The 16681-nt window shown below is 61.9% G+C and carries 12 protein-coding genes and 1 pseudogene; 8 read left to right on the forward strand and 5 right to left on the reverse strand.

The features are described 5' to 3' along the window. Positions 1–2261: 2261 nt before the first annotated feature. The 4 genes and pseudogenes from tig to L4923_RS24415 form a co-directional block, all read left to right on the forward strand. Positions 2262–3278, forward strand: a pseudogene (gene tig / locus L4923_RS24400) (trigger factor); the annotation flags it as partial. A gap of 415 nt (positions 3279–3693) precedes the next feature. Next, complete coding sequence (locus L4923_RS24405; RefSeq protein WP_239369733.1) at positions 3694–4674, forward strand: ABC transporter substrate-binding protein; 981 nt, start codon at positions 3694–3696, stop codon at positions 4672–4674. A gap of 53 nt (positions 4675–4727) precedes the next feature. Next, a complete protein-coding gene (locus L4923_RS24410) occupies positions 4728–5729 on the forward strand; it encodes a FecCD family ABC transporter permease (protein WP_239369734.1) in 1002 nt (333 codons plus the stop codon). Beyond that, positions 5726–6484 (forward strand): ABC transporter ATP-binding protein, encoded by a 759-nt coding sequence (locus L4923_RS24415; RefSeq protein ID WP_239369706.1) that lies wholly within the window; start codon positions 5726–5728, stop codon positions 6482–6484. Before L4923_RS24410 ends, L4923_RS24415 begins: the two co-directional genes overlap by 4 nt. A gap of 335 nt (positions 6485–6819) precedes the next feature. On the opposite strand, the gene L4923_RS24420 is transcribed toward L4923_RS24415, so the two are convergent. From L4923_RS24420 to L4923_RS24435, 4 genes are all read right to left on the reverse strand, one after another. Beyond that, positions 6820–7815, reverse strand: coding sequence for an NAD-dependent epimerase/dehydratase family protein (locus tag L4923_RS24420; RefSeq protein WP_239369707.1), 996 nt, complete (start codon positions 7813–7815; stop codon positions 6820–6822). A gap of 69 nt (positions 7816–7884) precedes the next feature. Then, the gene (locus L4923_RS24425) at positions 7885–8988 is read right to left on the reverse strand and encodes a DegT/DnrJ/EryC1/StrS family aminotransferase (RefSeq protein ID WP_239369735.1); all 1104 of its coding nucleotides are present in this window, start codon (positions 8986–8988) and stop codon (positions 7885–7887) included. A gap of 1 nt (position 8989) precedes the next feature. Continuing rightward, on the reverse strand, positions 8990–10015 hold the full coding sequence (locus tag L4923_RS24430) for a Gfo/Idh/MocA family protein (protein ID WP_239369736.1): 1026 nt from the start codon (positions 10013–10015) through the stop codon (positions 8990–8992). Positions 10016–10322: 307 nt separating this feature from the next. Further along, positions 10323–10808 (reverse strand): acyltransferase, encoded by a 486-nt coding sequence (locus tag L4923_RS24435; protein WP_239369708.1) that lies wholly within the window; start codon positions 10806–10808, stop codon positions 10323–10325. A gap of 110 nt (positions 10809–10918) precedes the next feature. Here L4923_RS24435 and L4923_RS24440 point away from each other — a divergent pair, with 110 nt between their 5' ends. The 4 genes from L4923_RS24440 to L4923_RS24455 all read left to right on the forward strand — a co-directional run bounded on the left by L4923_RS24440 (position 10919) and on the right by L4923_RS24455 (position 15566). Continuing rightward, the gene (locus L4923_RS24440; protein WP_239369709.1) at positions 10919–12565 is read left to right on the forward strand and encodes a glycosyltransferase family protein; all 1647 of its coding nucleotides are present in this window, start codon (positions 10919–10921) and stop codon (positions 12563–12565) included. A 242-nt stretch (positions 12566–12807) separates the two neighbouring features. Further along, a complete protein-coding gene (locus L4923_RS24445) occupies positions 12808–13626 on the forward strand; it encodes a polysaccharide deacetylase family protein (RefSeq protein ID WP_239369710.1) in 819 nt (272 codons plus the stop codon). 2 nt (positions 13627–13628) lie between these two features. Continuing rightward, positions 13629–14594 carry a glycosyltransferase family A protein gene (locus L4923_RS24450; protein ID WP_239369737.1) on the forward strand — a complete coding sequence of 322 codons (966 nt, stop codon included), beginning with the start codon at positions 13629–13631 and terminating at the stop codon, positions 14592–14594. A gap of 6 nt (positions 14595–14600) precedes the next feature. Continuing rightward, the gene (locus L4923_RS24455) at positions 14601–15566 is read left to right on the forward strand and encodes a glycosyltransferase family 2 protein (RefSeq protein WP_239369711.1); all 966 of its coding nucleotides are present in this window, start codon (positions 14601–14603) and stop codon (positions 15564–15566) included. Between the two features lie 6 nt (positions 15567–15572). Here the strand turns inward: L4923_RS24455 and L4923_RS24460 are convergent, their stop codons facing one another. Beyond that, positions 15573–16667, reverse strand: coding sequence for an acyltransferase family protein (locus tag L4923_RS24460; protein WP_239369712.1), 1095 nt, complete (start codon positions 16665–16667; stop codon positions 15573–15575). Between the last annotated feature and the right edge of the window lie 14 nt (positions 16668–16681).

Raw genomic sequence — 16681 nt, forward strand, 5'->3', positions numbered from 1 at the left:
GCGGCAATGGCACCGGCGGGCTGTCTGCCGACGCGAGCGCTCCCAACGGAACGGCTGGCGGCAACGGCCCGAACGGCTTGGCTGCGAACATTGCTGGCAATGCAACCGGTGTTGCACCCAACGGCACTGTCGGCGGCAATGGCACCGGCGGGCTGTCTGCCGACGCGAGCGCTCCCAACGGAACGGCTGGCGGCAACGGCCCGAACGGCCTGGCTGCGAACATTGCTGGCAATGCAACCGGTGTTGCACCCAACGGTGCAGCCGGAAGCAATGGCACCGGTGGGCTGTCTGCCGACGCGAGCGCTCCCAACGGAACGGCTGGCGGCAACGGCCCGAACGGCCTGGCTGCGAACACCGCTGGCAATGCAACCGGTGTTGCTCCCAACGGCACTGCTGGCGGCAATGGCACTGGTGGGCTGTCTGCCGACGCGAGCGCTCCCAACGGAACAGCCGGCAGCAACGGCCCGAACGGCTTGGCTGCGAACACCGCTGGCAATGCAACCGGTGTTGCTCCCAGCGGCACTGTCGGCGGCAACGGCACCGGTAGACAGTCTGCTGACATGACCGCTCCCAACGGAACGGCTGGCGGTAATGGTGCCGGTGGATCATCTGCCGACGCAGCCGCCCCGAACGGAACAGCGAGCAGCAACGGCTCTGGCTCAAATGGCGCGTCCGCAAACCTAAATGGCAATGCAACCGGTGTTGCTCCTAGCGGTGCTGTCGGCGGTGGCGGATCGAGTGGTGCGCCTGTGGCTACCAACGTTCCGAACGGAAGTGCCGTCGGCAGCAACGCTGGATCGGGTGGTGCGTCTACCAACACCCTCAACGGGACTGCGGGAGGCAATGGCACCGGTGGGCTATCTGCCGACATTACCTCCGGTGCTCCTGGCGGAGCGGATAACCGCCTGAGTGGCCTGCTTGCCTATCTGAACGCCATTCAAGCTGGTGAAAATCCCAACGACGCTGCCGTTTGGCTGTCTGCTAAAGACACCGCTGATACAGCCACCAGTCCGGCTAGCGGTAACGGCACCGTTTCGAAGGGGCTGCCTGCGAACACGACTGGCAACTCGACCGTTCCCAACGGCGCGGACAGCAGTAGGCCTCTCGGCGTGGCTGGCAGCATTCCCGGCGGGGCAGCTGGCGGCAACGGTGCCGGTGGATTGCCTGCCGACACGACGACTGCGAAGGCGCCCCCTGCTGCGCCGACCGGGATGCCTGTTGGAAACGGTTCTGGGCCGAATGGTCTGCCCCCCAACACGGCCGGCGCCTCGACCGGTGTCGCTCCCAACGGTGCAGCAGGTGGCGGCAATGTCGGATCGGGCGGTGCGCCCGCCGGCGTGGCTGGCAACGCTCCAAAGGGTGCTGCCGGCAGTAATGGCGCCAATAGGTTGCCCGCCGGCACGCTCGCTGGCACTCCTGGCAGGACGGTTGACACATCAGAAAACCGTCTCAGCGGCCTGCTTGCCTATCTGGACAGCGTTCAAGCTGGTGATGATCCCAACGACGCTGCTGGTCGGTTATCCGCTAACACGACCGCTGGTTCTCCCAACGGGACCACTGGCGGCGACGGGGCGGGCTCGAATGGTCTGCCTGCCAATCCGGCTGGCAACTTGAGCGGTGTTGCCCCTAACGATGCTGCCAGCGGCAACGTTGGATCGCGCAACGTGCCTGCCGGTATGGCCGGCAATCTCCCCAACGGCAATGGATCTGGCGTCAACACGACTGCCGCAAATGGTATCGTCGGTGCTCCCAACGGAACAACCGGTACATCGGAAACCAGCAACGCCGCAACGCCCTCTGCCAACACCACTGCCGGCACTCCTGGCGGCAATGGCACAGACCTGAATGGTCTGCCTGCGAACATGACTGGAAGTGCAAACGGTGTCGTTCCAGGTAGCGCTGTCGGCAGACTTGGATCAGGCGGTGCTCCTGCCGGCATGGCTGGCAACGTCCCCCACGGGATTGTCGGCGGCAGTGGCATCGCCGGGCTGTCTGCCAACACGATGGCTGGCGGCGTCGGCGGGGGCTTGAATGGCTTGTCCGCCAACATCGCTGGCACCGCCAACCAGGTTGCTCCAAATGGCGTTGTCGGCGGCGGCAATGGATCAACTGTCGCGATTGCCGGCATGGTCTGCACTCCTGCTGCCAATGCCGTCAATGCGGCCGGGAACGGCTTGCTCGCCTATGCAGATGGCAACCCGGCTAAGAGAGCTTCCAACAACGGCGTTGCCATTGGCACCAAGCCGAACCAGGAGAAGGTTGAAGCTATTCCTGCGATTGAAATCAAGGATTTCGCCAAGATCAAGGTGATACGCCCGGTCTATGAGGTGCCCGATTCTGAGATCAACGAGCAGGTAAAGCATATCGCGGAAGCGGTCCGCTCCTATGAGCCGAAGCAGGGAAAGGCTGCCAAAGGGGACCGGATCACGTTCGAATATGCTGGAAAGGTGAGCCAGGCTGCCCTCAGCGCTGCTGCCAAGCAAGCCGTGGTGCTGGGTTCCAAGGGTTCCATCCCCGAATTCGAGAATCAGTTGATCGGCACCAAGGCAGGCGATCAGAAGAAGGTCACCGTTACTTTCCCGAAGACCTATCAAGTCGCCTATCTTGCGGGCAAGAAAGTGACCTTTGACGTAGCGGTCAAGGAAGTGGCAAAACCCGGCAAACTGGTGCTCAACGATGAGATAGCAAAGAGCCTTGGGTTGGATTCACTGGCGCGCCTGCGGGAGGTTGTGCGGGATCGTGTCGAGAACCAGTTCGGCTCGGTGACGCGCCAGAAGGAAAAGCGGCAGCTGCTCGAACAGATCGAGGCTTCATATCGGTTCGAGGTGCCTTTTAAACTGGTCGAAACTGAGTTCAACAACATCTGGGCGCAAGCCATCCGCGAACTCCAGGCGGCAGGCCGTACCTTCGCCGATGTCGGCACGACCGAGGAGAAAGCGCGCCTCGAATATGCCCGCCTGGCCGAGCAGCGCATACGCGTGGGCTTGATCCTTGTCGAGATCGGAAGGAAGGCCAACATCTCTGTGACTGACCAGGAACTGCAACGCGGTGTCCTTCAGCAGATAGGCCGCTTCCCAGCCTATCAGCAACAACAAGTCTTGAACTTCTATCGCTCCAACCCGCAAGCGTCGAATGCGCTGCGTGCGCAACTGTTCGAGGAGAAAGTCGTGGATTATCTCCTCGGCCAGGTTTCGGTCACTGCCAAGAAGGTGAGCAAGGAAGAACTGATGGCGTCCGATATGGAGTTCACGAGGGCGGCAGCGAAAAAGAACACCAAGTAAGATAGTGTTCGAAGTTTACGAAGGCCGCCTCCAGGCGGCCTTCGTTGTTCGTGAGTATCCGCGCCTTTTTTTAAAGGAGGGAGATGATGAGCCGAGAGGGTGGGCCAAGGGCACGTCCCACAAGAGCAATCGTCTCGCCTATTCATCTGGCTCACGTTTCTGCGCGCGATTGAAGGCGATCCATCGTCTGGAGCCACTTGGCGCGCACGGTGCTGTTGAGGTCGGCGCGGATCAAAGCCACATAATTTCCGCGGCATTTTGCAATTCTAAAAGGTGATTGTTGCGCTCTTGTTTGTTGCCGCGATCCATGTTTTTAGGATCGCGGCCCGTTTGGCCATCTCAAGAGATCAGCTGGCGTAGAAGACGGAGCAGAGCCGTGAAGAGAATTTTGGCCTTTGCAGGACTGTGCGCGATGCTTGGCCTTGCGACGAATTTGGCATACGCCTCTACCAAGTATCCGCTTACGCTCCAAAACTGCGGGGCGGAGGTGACCTTCGCCAAGGCACCGGAGCGCGCAATTGGGCTGGGCCAGAACAGCGCGGAAATCCTGCTGCTGCTCGGCTTGGAAGACAAAATGGCGGGTACCGCCTTCTGGCCGAACAAGGTGTTGCCGCAGCTTGCCGAGGCCAATGCCAAGGTCAAACTCCTGACTGTCGAATTCCCGACCTTCGAAGCCATCCTCGCTCAAAATCCGGATTTCGTGGCGGCTGCCTTGCCGAGCCTGATCGGCCCCTCGAGCAAGGTCGCCAAGCGTGAGGACTTCGATAATGTCGCGGTGCCCACCTATCTCTCGCCCAGCACGTGCGTCAGCGCAGGGGCGGCCAAGGACAAGTTCGGTTACGGTGATCGTTCCCAGCTTTGGAACATGGACACTCTCTTTCAGGAAATCGATGAGCTGGCGCAGATTTTTGACGTCAGGGACCGAGGCCAGGCATTGATTGACGATTTGAAGAGACGTGAGGCTGCTCTGCGCGCCGATGCGCCCAAGAGTGAAAGGAAGCTGTCTTACGTATTCTGGTTCTCCAGCCCGTCGCCATCTTCCGATGCCTATCTCGGGGGCAAGAACAGTGCGTCCGGCTTCATCGCCGACGTTCTTGGCGGAACGAACGCCATCACGTCCGAGGCTGAATCGCCGATGCTGGGCTGGGAGAGCATCATTGCGACCAATCCCGATGTGATTGTCGTTGCGAGGGTTGACCGCAACCGCTGGGATCTCGACAAACCGGAAGCAAAGATCAAGTTTTTGAAGACGGACGCGGCCGTCAGTCAGCTCTCCGCGGTCAAGAACAACGCGATCGTGATCATGGACGGCCAGGCCATGAACCCGACCGTCCGCACGATCTACGGTGCGGAACAGGTTGCCGATCAATTGAAGGCGCTAGGTCTCAGGTGACCGTCACAGCCGACACGGGTGGGGCGCGCAGGGCTTTCGGGCAATTCCTTCTTTTGGGCGGATTGCTCCTTGTCGCTATTACAGGCATCGCGCTTGTCGTTGGCATCAGTGTCGGGATTGGCGATCTCCCAATCCCGCTGGCGACGACTTTTTCCGCCGTTACGAACCGGATGGGATGGACCGCCATCGAGCTGAATCGGATCCACGAGACGGTGATCTGGGATTATCGGCTCAGCCGGGCGCTGGTTGCGGTCTTTTGCGGAGCGGGCCTGGCTCTCTCGGGAGCGATTCTGCAGTCGTTGCTGCGCAATCCACTGGCGGAACCTTATGTGCTCGGTATTTCGGCCGGAGCCTCCACAGGGACGGTCGCGGTTGTCATTCTGGGGCTGGGTGCCGGGACCATATCGCTCTCGGCTGGCGCATTTGCCGGGGCGTTTGCGGCTTTCTGCTTTGTAGCGCTGCTTTCGAACGGGGCGCGGGGCGGGCCGGACCGGACCATTCTTGCGGGGGTCGCCGCATCACAGCTGTTCAACGCAGCAACCTCCTACATCGTCACCACTGCAGGCAATGCGCAGCAGGCGCGTGACGTGATGTTCTGGCTGCTCGGCAGTTTCGGCGGCGTGCGCTGGCCGGAATTCGCTCTGGTTTCGGTCGTTGTGGGGTTTGGCTTGATCGCCTGCCTTCTCCATGCCCGAATGCTGGATGCTTTTGCCTTCGGCGATGAAACTGCTGCCTCGCTCGGCATCAACGTCGGACGCGCAAAGCTCGCGCTGTTTGCCCTGACTGCGATGATGACCGCGACGATTGTCAGCATGGTCGGAACGATCGGATTCGTCGGTCTTGTCGTGCCCCATGCGGCGCGTTTCCTTGTCGGCCCGCTGCATGTGCGGCTGCTGCCTGCCTGCGCATTTACCGGCGCCATTTTCATGGTGCTGGCAGATATCGCCTCGCGCGCGCTGATCCCCCAGCAGGTGCTGCCAATCGGCGTTGTCACCGCATTGGTCGGCGTGCCGTTCTTTTGCTTGATCCTCTACCGTTACCAGCGCGTGTCATGAGCATCAAAGCCGAGAATCTGGTCTGGAAAATCGGTTCGAAGACCGTGATCGACGGTATCTCCTTGGTGGCCGAACCAGGAAAGACGCTTGGCCTTTTGGGGCCGAACGGTTCGGGCAAGACCTCGCTGCTGCGGTTGCTGGCTGGCTTGAAACGTCCGCAGTCGGGGCAGATCATGCTGGACGGGGAGGATATCAGGACTATCGGGCGCCGGCCGATCGCTCAGCGCGTGGCCTTTATCGAGCAGCATGCCGCGACCAACTCCAACCTGCTCGTGATCGATGTCGTCAAACTGGGCCGCTTTCCGCACCGATCCATGTTTTCAGGGTGGACACCCGCCGACGACGCAGCCGTGAATGACGCTCTCGAGCAGACCGGAATGGCGGCGAAGCGAAACGACCGCTGGCAAAGCCTTTCGGGGGGCGAAAAGCAGCGCACGCAGCTGGCCCGCGCACTCGCCCAATCGCCCCGGGAACTCATCCTCGACGAGCCGACCAATCATCTCGATATCCACCATCAGATAGGCTTGATGCGCCTCGTATCGAGCCTGCCGATTACCAGCATCATTGCGCTTCACGATCTGAACCATGCGTCGATGTTCTGTGACCGATTGGTTGTGATGGAGGCCGGCAAGATCGTTGCATCGGGAACGCCCGATGAGGTGTTGACGCAGGACTTGTTGCGTGACGTCTTCTCAGTCGAGGCCCGGGTCGAGATCTCTCCGCATCACCGGCGACCTCACATCTACTTTGTGTGACAATCTAGCCGGCGTGTTTCACCCACCGGTGCGCAGGCGCCCAAGCCCAGACGTTTCGACAAGAAGACTTTAATGACACGATGGCGCAGTTCCGTCGGTATAGCTCTCGTTACACGATCGATGCTGCTCGCGGCGTGCAATCCAAGAGAGGCCTGAGTCAACGGCGGTCGAGCAGGCGCAGGTAGCACGTGTGAGCCTCCTGGCGGTCCAAGTGCGATGAGCTGCCCTTCCACACGGCCAAAATTCGACTTCAGATAAGCGGCATCGTTCAAAAGCGGCTGTTCGATGAAGGGACGGACGGCGCGTAGGAGGAGTGCGAAGCCAATCAAAAGGAGTTACGCTGCCGCCCGAGCGGGCCCTTCGGTAACCAGCTCGCGATTGGCGCGCCACCATTCGACCAGACGGGCGAGGCCTTCGTCGAGATCGACAGTCGCCTTGAAGCCCAGCGTCTTCTCTGCCTTGGACGTGTCAGCCAGGCGCCGCGACACGGGGTTCACCTTGCGCTCCGGTCCGTACTCCGGCTGAAGGTCGGATCCCATAACCCGCAGGAGCGAGGTGGCCAGATCGTTCAGGCTGGTCTCGACGCCGCTGGCAACGTTGAACACGTCGTCCTCCACATCCGACAGGAGGGAGAGGATGTTGGCGCGCGCGACGTCCTCGATATAGACGAAGTCCATGGTCGTGGACCCGTCGCCGAGGATCAGCGGCGGCTGACCGGCGGCGATGCGCTCCATCCAACGGATCAGAACCTCGGTATACTTACCGTGAACGTCCATGCGCGGGCCGTATACGTTGAAATAGCGCAGGGCCACGTAGGGCAGGCCGTACATATCGTTGAAGGAGCGCAACAGCCCCTCCAGCATGACCTTGCTGGCGCCGTACCAGGTGCGATTGTTATACGGGTGGTGGCTCTCTTCGGTCGGGAAGCGGTCAGCCAGGCCGTAGACCGAGGCTGACGAGGCCGCGCAGATCTTCTTCACGCCCTTGGCCTGTGCGGCCTCGATGACGTTGTAACTGCCGTCGCACATGACGCCGAGGGCTTCGCGAGGTTCGGCGGCGCAGGCGATGACCCTTAGGGTTGCCATATGGATGACGGCGTCCATCCCGTCGGTGGCCTTGTGAACAGCCGCCACATCGCGAATGTCGCCTTCGACGAGTTCGACGCGCGGGTCTTGCAGGGCGTCTTTGACGTTGTCTAGGCTGCCCCGGACAAGGTTGTCGAGGATCACGATCTTTTCGGGTGCGTGATCCTTCAGCAGCAGGTCGATGGTGGTCGAGCCGATCAGACCGCAGCCGCCGGTCACCAGGATGCGAGAGCCCTCAAGTTTCATCGTGTTCCCCTGTTATCGGTTGGAGATGGCCCTTTCAGGCCTGTTTCAGGTTACGCAACACCCGGCTCGTCAAACACTTGCTTGCAATTTCGTCACCGCGGCCACGACCATGTCCTGCTGCTGCTCGGTGAGTTCAGGGAACATCGGCAGGGACAGAACCTCGGCAGCGGCCTTTTCCGCATGCGGGAACTGGCCCTGCCTGTAGCCGAGGTCGGCGTAGGCGGGCAGCAGGTGCACCGGAATGGGATAGTGGATGCTCGACTGGATCCCCTGAGCAGTCAGCGCCTCCTGCCAGCGGGCGCGGTCGGGCGTGCGGACGGCATAGATGTGGTAGACATGACGCACATCATCGCGAACAAAGGGGGTCGGCAGGCCCGTGCCGGCGAACATGGCATCATACCGGGCAGCCATTGCACGGCGCCGTTCGGTCCACAGGTCGAGATATCTGAGCTTTACGCGCAGCACGGAGCCCTGAAGGCCTTCCAGACGGTAGTTATAGCCCTTGAGTTCGTGATGGTACCTCCGCTCGGCACCCCAGTCGCGCAGCATGCGGACGGCGCGGTTGTGTCCGGCGTTGTCGGTGGTCAGCATCCCGCCTTCGCCATAGGCGCCGAGGTTCTTTCCGGGATAGAAACTGAAAGCCGCCATGTCGCCGATGGCGCCAACGCGCTTGCCCTTGTATTCGGCACCGTGCGCCTGGCAGGCATCTTCCAAAACCATGAGGCCGTGTTTCCGGGCGATGGCCAGGATCGGATCCATGTCGGCCGGCTGGCCATACAGGTGGATGGGGATGATCGCCTTGGTGGCCGGCGTGATCGCGGCTTCGATCCGGGCCGGGTCGATGGTGTAGGTCGCAGGATCGATATCGACGAGAACCGGGGTCGCACCCGTGTAGTAAATGGCCGCCACCGTCGCCACGAAGGTGAAGGGGGAGGTGATCACCTCGTCGCCCGGCCCAATTCCGGCGGACAGCAAGCCTAGATGCAGGGCGCTGGTGCCTGTGTTGACGCCCACGCCGAAGGCTGCCTCGGAATAGGTGGCGAATTCCTTTTCGAATTCCGCGACTTCGGTCCCCAGGGTGAAAAGGCAGGTGTCCAGGGTTCGCTGAATGGCGGCATCGACCTCGGGCTTGATCGAGGCGTACTGGGTTTTCAGATCGACGAATGGGATCACGTTACGCGGCCCCCTTGCGTCGCAGGTGAATTGTTTCGCCGCGCCCGCGCATGGAGCTGGTAGCTGCTTCGATGATTTCCACCACGCGTAGGCCAAGCTGGCCATCGGCGGTCGGAACCTTCTTTTCGATGATGCAGTCGATCCACTCCTGACCGGCGATGCGCAGGGCCTCGGCGGAGTCGAGCTTGGGCGCCCACATGTCACCTGTCCGGTAGCCGACGCGCATTTCATGGATCTTGGCCGGATCATCGGTGAAGGAGACACCCTTGTCGTAGACCTTGACCTTCTCGGAAGGCTCGAGATCGTCGTAAGTGATCATCTTGTTGGAGCCACCAACCAGGATATTGCGCACCTTCACCGGAGCCAGCCAGCTCACATTGATGTGCGCAATCATGCCGGAGTCGTAAAACAGCGAGATGTAGGCCAGATTCTCCGGGGTGCCGGGGAAATGGTTGATGCCGCTGGCCGAAACCGCGGTCGGATGCTCTTCGAACAGATGGTCGATGATCGCAAAGTCATGGACTGCCAGGTCGGAGATAACATTCACGTCCTTCTGGAAGAGGCCGAGATTCACCCGGGTGGCGTCGTAATAATAAATTTGGCCGAGGTCGCCGGCGGCAACGATCTCGCGCATTTTCCGGACTGCGCCGGTATAGATGAAGGTGTGATCGACAATCAGGGTCAATCCGCGCTTGTCGGCTTCGTTGACCAGCATCCTGGCCTGCAGCGAGGTTTCGGTCATCGGCTTTTCGAGCCAGAGATGCTTGCCGGCCTTCAGCGCCGACATGCCCAGTTCGAAGTGGCTGTTGACCGGCGTCGCCACCGCGATCGCGTCGATCTCGGGATCCTGGAGCAGAGCCTGGACGTCGCTGGTGGTCTGAACACCCGGATAGCGGCGCTCCACCAACTCGCGCTTCTTGGGGTCGAGGTCGGCGACTATCCGGACCCGGGCGTCGGGAAGCTCCATGAAGTTGCGCAGGAGGTTCGGGCCCCAGTAGCCGTAACCGATGATGCCGATATTGATGATTTTGGGCTGGCTCTCGCCCCAGCTCCGCTCATTGGAGTCCTGGAGGTCTTGTTGAATGCCGGTCGTTGGCTGAGAGGTGAAGCGCCCGCTGATCGTCAAATGTCGTGCCATCTCGACCTCTTCAAGCCATCTCGACCTCTTCAAATTGTTGGTTTGAAGCCGCGAAGTCACGTTGGCCGTTGGGTCATCAGGACCACACCAGGGTCATCCGGCCAGGCGAGGGCAGGTGCTGGAACTACCTCAAACGATATCTTTAATTACGCCAAAGATTGCAGCTCGGCGTACGAAACAAGACCGATGAAGGGAGTCAGCCAGCCTTTGTGGTCCTAGCATCTCCGACCACGCGGGCGGGCACGCCGGTAGCGATGGCAAAGTCGGGGATGTCACGGGTGACGACGGCGCCGGCGCCGATCAGGGCCCGCTCGCCAATGGTCACCCCCGGGGTGATGGTAACGTTGGAGCCAATGGAGGCGCCCTTCCTGACCAGGGTCGGCTCGACCTTCCAGTCCGCTTCGCTTTGGGCGCTCCCGTCCAGGTTGGTGGCTCGGGGAAGGCGGTCATTGGTGAACATCACGCCGTGGCCGATGAAAACCTCGTCCTCGATCGTCACGCCCTCGCAGATGAAGGTGTGTGACGAGATCTTGCAGCGCTCGCCGATGTAGGAATTCTTCTGGATCTCGACGAAGGCGCCGATGCGCGAGCCATTGCCGACCTCACAGCCGTAAAGGTTCACCAGATCGGGGTGGTGGATGACGACCTCCCCCCGCAGCACCACACTGTCCGAAATCGGCATCGCTTCCCCCTTACGGCCGTCTGTCGGTCGGTCATGGTTTTATGTAACCTGCCTTGTCGCTTGGCAAGCTGTGGCCACTCGGGCAACGTGATCGGGCGACCGAGGGAAGGATGGCGGAGACGATAGGATCGGAAACGGAACTGTCCGCCGCAGAGGTGGCGCGCATGCGTCACAACTACGAAGAGTTTCAAGCCCTTCGACGTGAGGCTGAGCGCTGCCTTGAGGCTGGCGATCTTAACTCCGCCGCAGCCTATGTGGAGGCGGCGGTCACGCTTGCGCGCAAGCGGCACTGCGGCTTCTATCGCTCCGAACCGCTCGAGCAAATACTGATCGAGATCGCGCGACGGACGCTCCCCGCGAAGCTCGAAGCTGCGCGACCGACGCGGACGAAGATCGGCCGCGTGCTGCACGTGGCCACCGTCCTGAACGAGGTCGGCGGCCTGACGCGGATGATGCGCCGCTGGATCGTCGCCGACGAGGAGCGTCATCACTCTCTAGCCCTGTTGCGCCATCCCGGGCCGACGCCACTGTCGGTGCGCCAGGCCGTGGAGGCTCGCGGCGGCCAGATACACATGATCGGCGCGACGCGCGGCGGGCCGGTAGAATGGGCCGCGGCGCTCCGGAAGTTGTCGCTGGATTTCGATCTGGTCGTCCTGCACGTCAGCAACGAGGAGACGACGCCGGTCATAGCCTTCGCCGACGAGCGCAATCGACCGCCCGTGGTGCTGGTCAACCACGCCGACCACGCCTTCTGGGTCGGCCTCTCCGTGTGTGACCTAATCGCAAGTTCACGCGTCTCTGGTGAGAGGTTGGTGGTGGAGCGGCGTGGAATACCGGCGGAGCGCCACGTCATCCTGCCGATTCAGATCGATCCACCGCTGCGCAAGTACAACCGGGCTGAGGCGCGTCAGAAGCTCGGCCTTTCGGCAGATGGCTCGCTTCTGGTTTCCGTGGCCCGCGGCGTAAAATACCGCACGATGGGCGGAGTCTCGTTCGCCGACATGCATGTCGAGACGCTCCTGGCGCATCCCGATGCGCGGTTGTTGGTCGTTGGCCCAGGGGAGCCGGCTGACTGGCAAGACGCCATATTGGCGACTGGCGGGCGGATCATGGGGCGGCCGGAGACACCGGATCCGTCACTCGCCTTCGAGGCGGCCGACATCTATCTCGACTCCCACCCCTTCGTGTCGATTACCTCGATGCTGGAAGCGGGCGGGCTGGGCGCGCCCTGCGTGACGCTGTTTCCCTATCCGTCCGATGCCAATGTCATGAGCACCGACATGCCGGGGCTGGCACCGACCATTGGCTTCGCCACCTCGATGGCGGACTATAACCGTATCCTGGCGGACTGGCTCGCCGACCCTGAGGCCTTACGTCGACGGGGTGATGAGACGGCGGCAAACGTCAAGCGGCTGCATACCACGCCGAATTGGTTCGAAAGCCTGGAGGCGCTCTATTCCAGAGCCCTGGCGGTCCCGTCAGTCACGCCGCTGCACGATACGGGAGCGCCCGCGGACGAGGAGTTCTATGACGGTTATCCCGACATTCTGCTCAACGCGGTGTTTGGCGAGCTCGATAGCGTTGAGGCGATCCTTAAGCGTTCCCTACGCCTGATGACACTGCCGGAACGGCTCCGGGTCTGGCAGCGCCTGGCGCGTAGCAGGACCTTTGACGGGTCTCGCGACGCAGTGCGCAACCTGCTGCCCGAATGGCTGCCTCGGTCCGTGAGTCGCCTGAGGGACGGCAGCCGGATGTGAGGTTCAAAAACAGGGTTTGGCACATCGTCGGCCGTCTGCGACGCCTGGACCGAGACCAAACGATCCCTCGCCACCTTACTGCGTTACCACCATCGCCTGAAGTGGCCGCCGGTTTGGATGAGCGTCTCCTTCGAAAGGATAAGGCCGATGCGCGCGCCGGGCTCAATATGGCGGCGTTGGCGCGCCGGACATCACAGCTAGTATGAGGCTTGCTGTTCGATACTGAAAAACAGAGGGCGAAAGTGGGTACGCTTGCGCGAGCACCGAAGCTTCTGAAGCGGGCTGTCCGCGCATTCGGTGTCGAAAGGCGCCATCTGGTCGGCCCGCGCATGGTCCTTGAACGTGCAGGCATGTCCGTCCTTGGCCGTCGCGTGCGCCGTTCGGGAGGCCGGATTCTTGCCTACCACTCGGTCGGCCAGCCGCTGATGAACCATAACGACGTGCCGCCGAAGCTGTTCCGCCGCCAGCTGGAGTGGGCCACGGCGCAGGGATACCGGTTCGTCCCAGCCTCGGAAATTGCGCGGACGGGGGGCGGCCCGATGGACCTTGCCATCACCTTCGACGACGGCCTGCGTAGCGTGATGACCGAAGCTGTGCCGATCCTGAAGGATTTCGCAGCGCCTTGGAGCCTCTTCGTGGTCACCGACTGGAGCGAAGGCATCTCACCCTGGACCACCGACGAAGTTCTGGGCTGGCGCGATCTGGAACGCTTGGCTGCAGATGGCGCCGAAATCGGCAGCCACTCCGCCACACATCCCGATTTCGGACAGTTGGACGGCCCCGCCGCCCGCGAAGAACTGGAGCGCTCGCGCGCTACGATTGAGGCCCGGCTTGGCTTTGCACCGACGTCATTCGCAATCCCCCACGGCCAGTCGGCCAACTGGACGCCAGTCGCCATGAGTGAGGCCAAGGCAGCAGGTTATGATCTGGTCTACGCACAGGCCGAGGAGACACGCTCGGCTGGCACCATCGCGCGGACCTTCATCACACGCTTCGACAATATGCGGGTATTTTCGGCGGCCCTGTCGGGCGTCTTCGATCAGTGGGAGGAGTGGGCGTGACTATGGCGCGCATCGTTTCAGTCATCGTCCCGACCCGGGACCGTCCTCAGTTCCTAAACCATGCATTGGCGAGTATTCGCGCGCTTGAGGGCCCGGATCTGAGGTTCGAGATCCTCGTTGGCGACAACGGCTCTAACCACGAGGCGACCAATAAGGTGACGCAGGCCCACGGAGCGCGGCATCTTATCGTGACGGCGGCGGGCGCCGGCGCCGCACGCAACGCGGCGATGCGGGCAGCCACGGGGGAGTTCCTGGCCTTCCTGGACGACGATGACGTGTGGACCGAGCAACATATACGGCCGCATTTGCAAATCTTCGATCGCCATCCAGAAATCGAAGCGGTCTTCGGCCAGGTGGTGATGACCGATCCTGATCTGCGGCCGATCGCGCCCCCCATCCCCGATGATATCCGTTCCGACGGCGATCATCTGAAGATGATGCTGGACGGTTATTTCCCTCAGATCGGAGCCACTATGGCGCGTATCGAGGTGCGCGACGCTTACGGTTATTTCGATGAGAGCTTGCTCGCCGACCAGGATTGGGACTGGCATTTGCGCGTCGCCGGCGGGGGGCACATGGAGCATGTGGCTGTGCCTTGCGTCTCGTTTCGCCAGCGACCGTCGGGATCCTACGATGCCTTGGTCCTGAGCCGGATTCCCTATACGCGCAAGGTATTCATGCGGCACGCCATCCCCGTCTGGCGCAAATGGCGCTCGCCGAAGGAGTGGCTGCATTCTTATTTCGCTACGCTTTTGGGATTCTACACTTATTTCGCCGATGCGGCGGTGGAGCGGGCGGCCAAGGGAGATGCGAAGGGGGTGCGGTTCGCGGTGCGTCATGCGCTGCTGGTGTTTCCGTTCCGGGCGCTGAGGCAACTCCTGATGCCGACGCCGTTGCGCACGGCGTTCTTATGGTCGATCGGCCTGGGTGCGCGCCCGCTGGTCGCCGAAGACGCGAAGTTGGACTGAGTGGGCGTGGGGCTTGACGATCGAATGGATATAGAAGAGGCCAAGACAGCCCCAGGGATCGGTGTGGTTGCCCCTGTCATCAGCATCGTCATCGCCACCCATAACCGCAGCCACGATGTCTTGGAGAACGTCAACGCCCTGCTGCCGCAATGCGCCGGCCAGCCGGTGGAGGTCATCGTCGTCGACAGTGCCTCGGCGCCGGCGCACGCTGCGGTCCTGGAGACCCTGAAGAGGCGCGAGGGACTGACATTCATCCGGCTCGACGAGCCCGGCGTTGCCCGTGCCCGCAATGCGGGTTTCCAGGCCGGCAAGGGTGAGTGGATTGCGCTGTTGGATGATGACGCCGTGCCGCGCCCCGGCTGGGTAGAGGCGGCGATCACGTACGCGGCGCGCTGTAATCTCCAGACCGCCATCCTGGCCGGGCGGGTGATCCCGCACTGGCCTGACGGTGTCGGCAGCCTTGAAATGCCCCCGAGTCAGCTTGGGCCGCGCGCGCGCCTGTTGTTGTCCGTTGTCGATGAGGATGGCTTCCGCGACACGACCGACCATCCCATCGGCGTCGGCGCCAATATGCTGTTCCGCCGCAATGTGCTGGAAGCGCATGGCGGGTTCGACATCACGACCGGTCGGGTCGGATCGAACCTTGCCAGCGGGGAGGAGGCCCAGATGATGACCGACCTGATCGGGGCCGGCTATCGCTGCTGGTACTCGGACGCCTTCGTGGTTGACCACAAGGTCCATGCCGGCCGCCTGACGCGCGCATGGCTCACGGAGCGTGCCCGCAAGGAAGGTGAGGTGGAATTGAGGAGCTTGAAAACGCCCGGCCGGAAGAGCCTGCGTGCGATAAAGATGCTCGTCGCCACCCCAATTCTGGCCGTGCTCCAGATGCTCGACCGGCCGGAACACGAATATTACCTGCGCCTGAACCACAATCTTGGCCTGCTTCGAAAGCTGTTTGCCCCGGCAAGTTGAGTGGGCTCAGGCGGCAGCCGGCGCGACTTTCTGCGTTGCCCGATGAGCCCAGGCCATGATTGGTCGTTCGAAGAATCGCCAGGAGACGGTCGCTAAGCCGACGGTGATCGCAAACTCGATGGGGACAGAGATCCAATCCGGCGTTTCGAACACGATGCCTAACTTCTGGGACACCGCTTCGATATCGTAGAAATGCACGAACTCGTGGAAGATGTAGCAGCCGTAGCTGATGCGCCCGAGGCCGCGCAGCGACCAGGTCTCCAGCAAGGCGACGAAGCGGGTAGCCTGGTTCCGGGCGACCTGGAAGACCAGAAGGACAGCTGTAGCAGCCACTGCCGGCGCATAGGTCCTCCAGACGCTTTGGTCACTGAGAACGATGAGGGGAGCGATGAGAAGAGTGAGCACGACAGCGGTCTGGGCCGGTGTCGAGATCAGCCATCTCGGCGCTTGCCAGTGAAGATTCAGGCCTGCCAGGCCACCCAGGGCCAGGTAGCCGAAGCCGGTCACGGAGTTAAGATCGATGGCCAGGACCGAGGCGCCGGCCAATTGAAGGCCCACCAGGGTGACGAGACCCAGGACCACGAAGGTGGCGCAGATGCTTCCCGCGGCCTTGCTCGGCGCGAACAGCAGCAACGGCGCGAACAGGAGGTAGAACTGCTCCTCGATCGCCAATGTCCAGAAGTGGCCGAAGTGTCCCACCCAGTGGCCGGTCGTGAAGACGTAGACGTTCGTGGCATAGAGCAGCATGGCCAAGGGCGCGCCGCCTTCGAAGCCATTGAAGTGGACGAATAGCGAGGCGATTAGGAAGATGCCGATCGTCGTGTAGTAGATGGGGAGTATCCTGGCTGTGCGCCGAAGATAGAAGCGGGCCAGACCCTCAAGCATGGTCGTTTCGCCCGCCTCGACCGCCATTCGCGTGCGGGTCAGGATACGGGTGATCAAGAGACCGCTGAGAGCAAAGAAGAGCAATACCCCAGTGCCGCCGAGGGATTCATAAGTTCCTTTGTCGAAGCCAACCTTGTGACTGATGAAGACGAAGATGAAGGCGATCGCACGCAGACCGTCGAAACCCTTGATGCGGCGTTCGTCATCTAAGCGCATCGCCGGAACCCCGT

It is taken from the genome of Terribium retamae, from assembly GCF_022347545.1.
Classification (GTDB): Bacteria; Pseudomonadota; Alphaproteobacteria; order Rhizobiales; family Rhizobiaceae; genus Mesorhizobium; species Mesorhizobium retamae.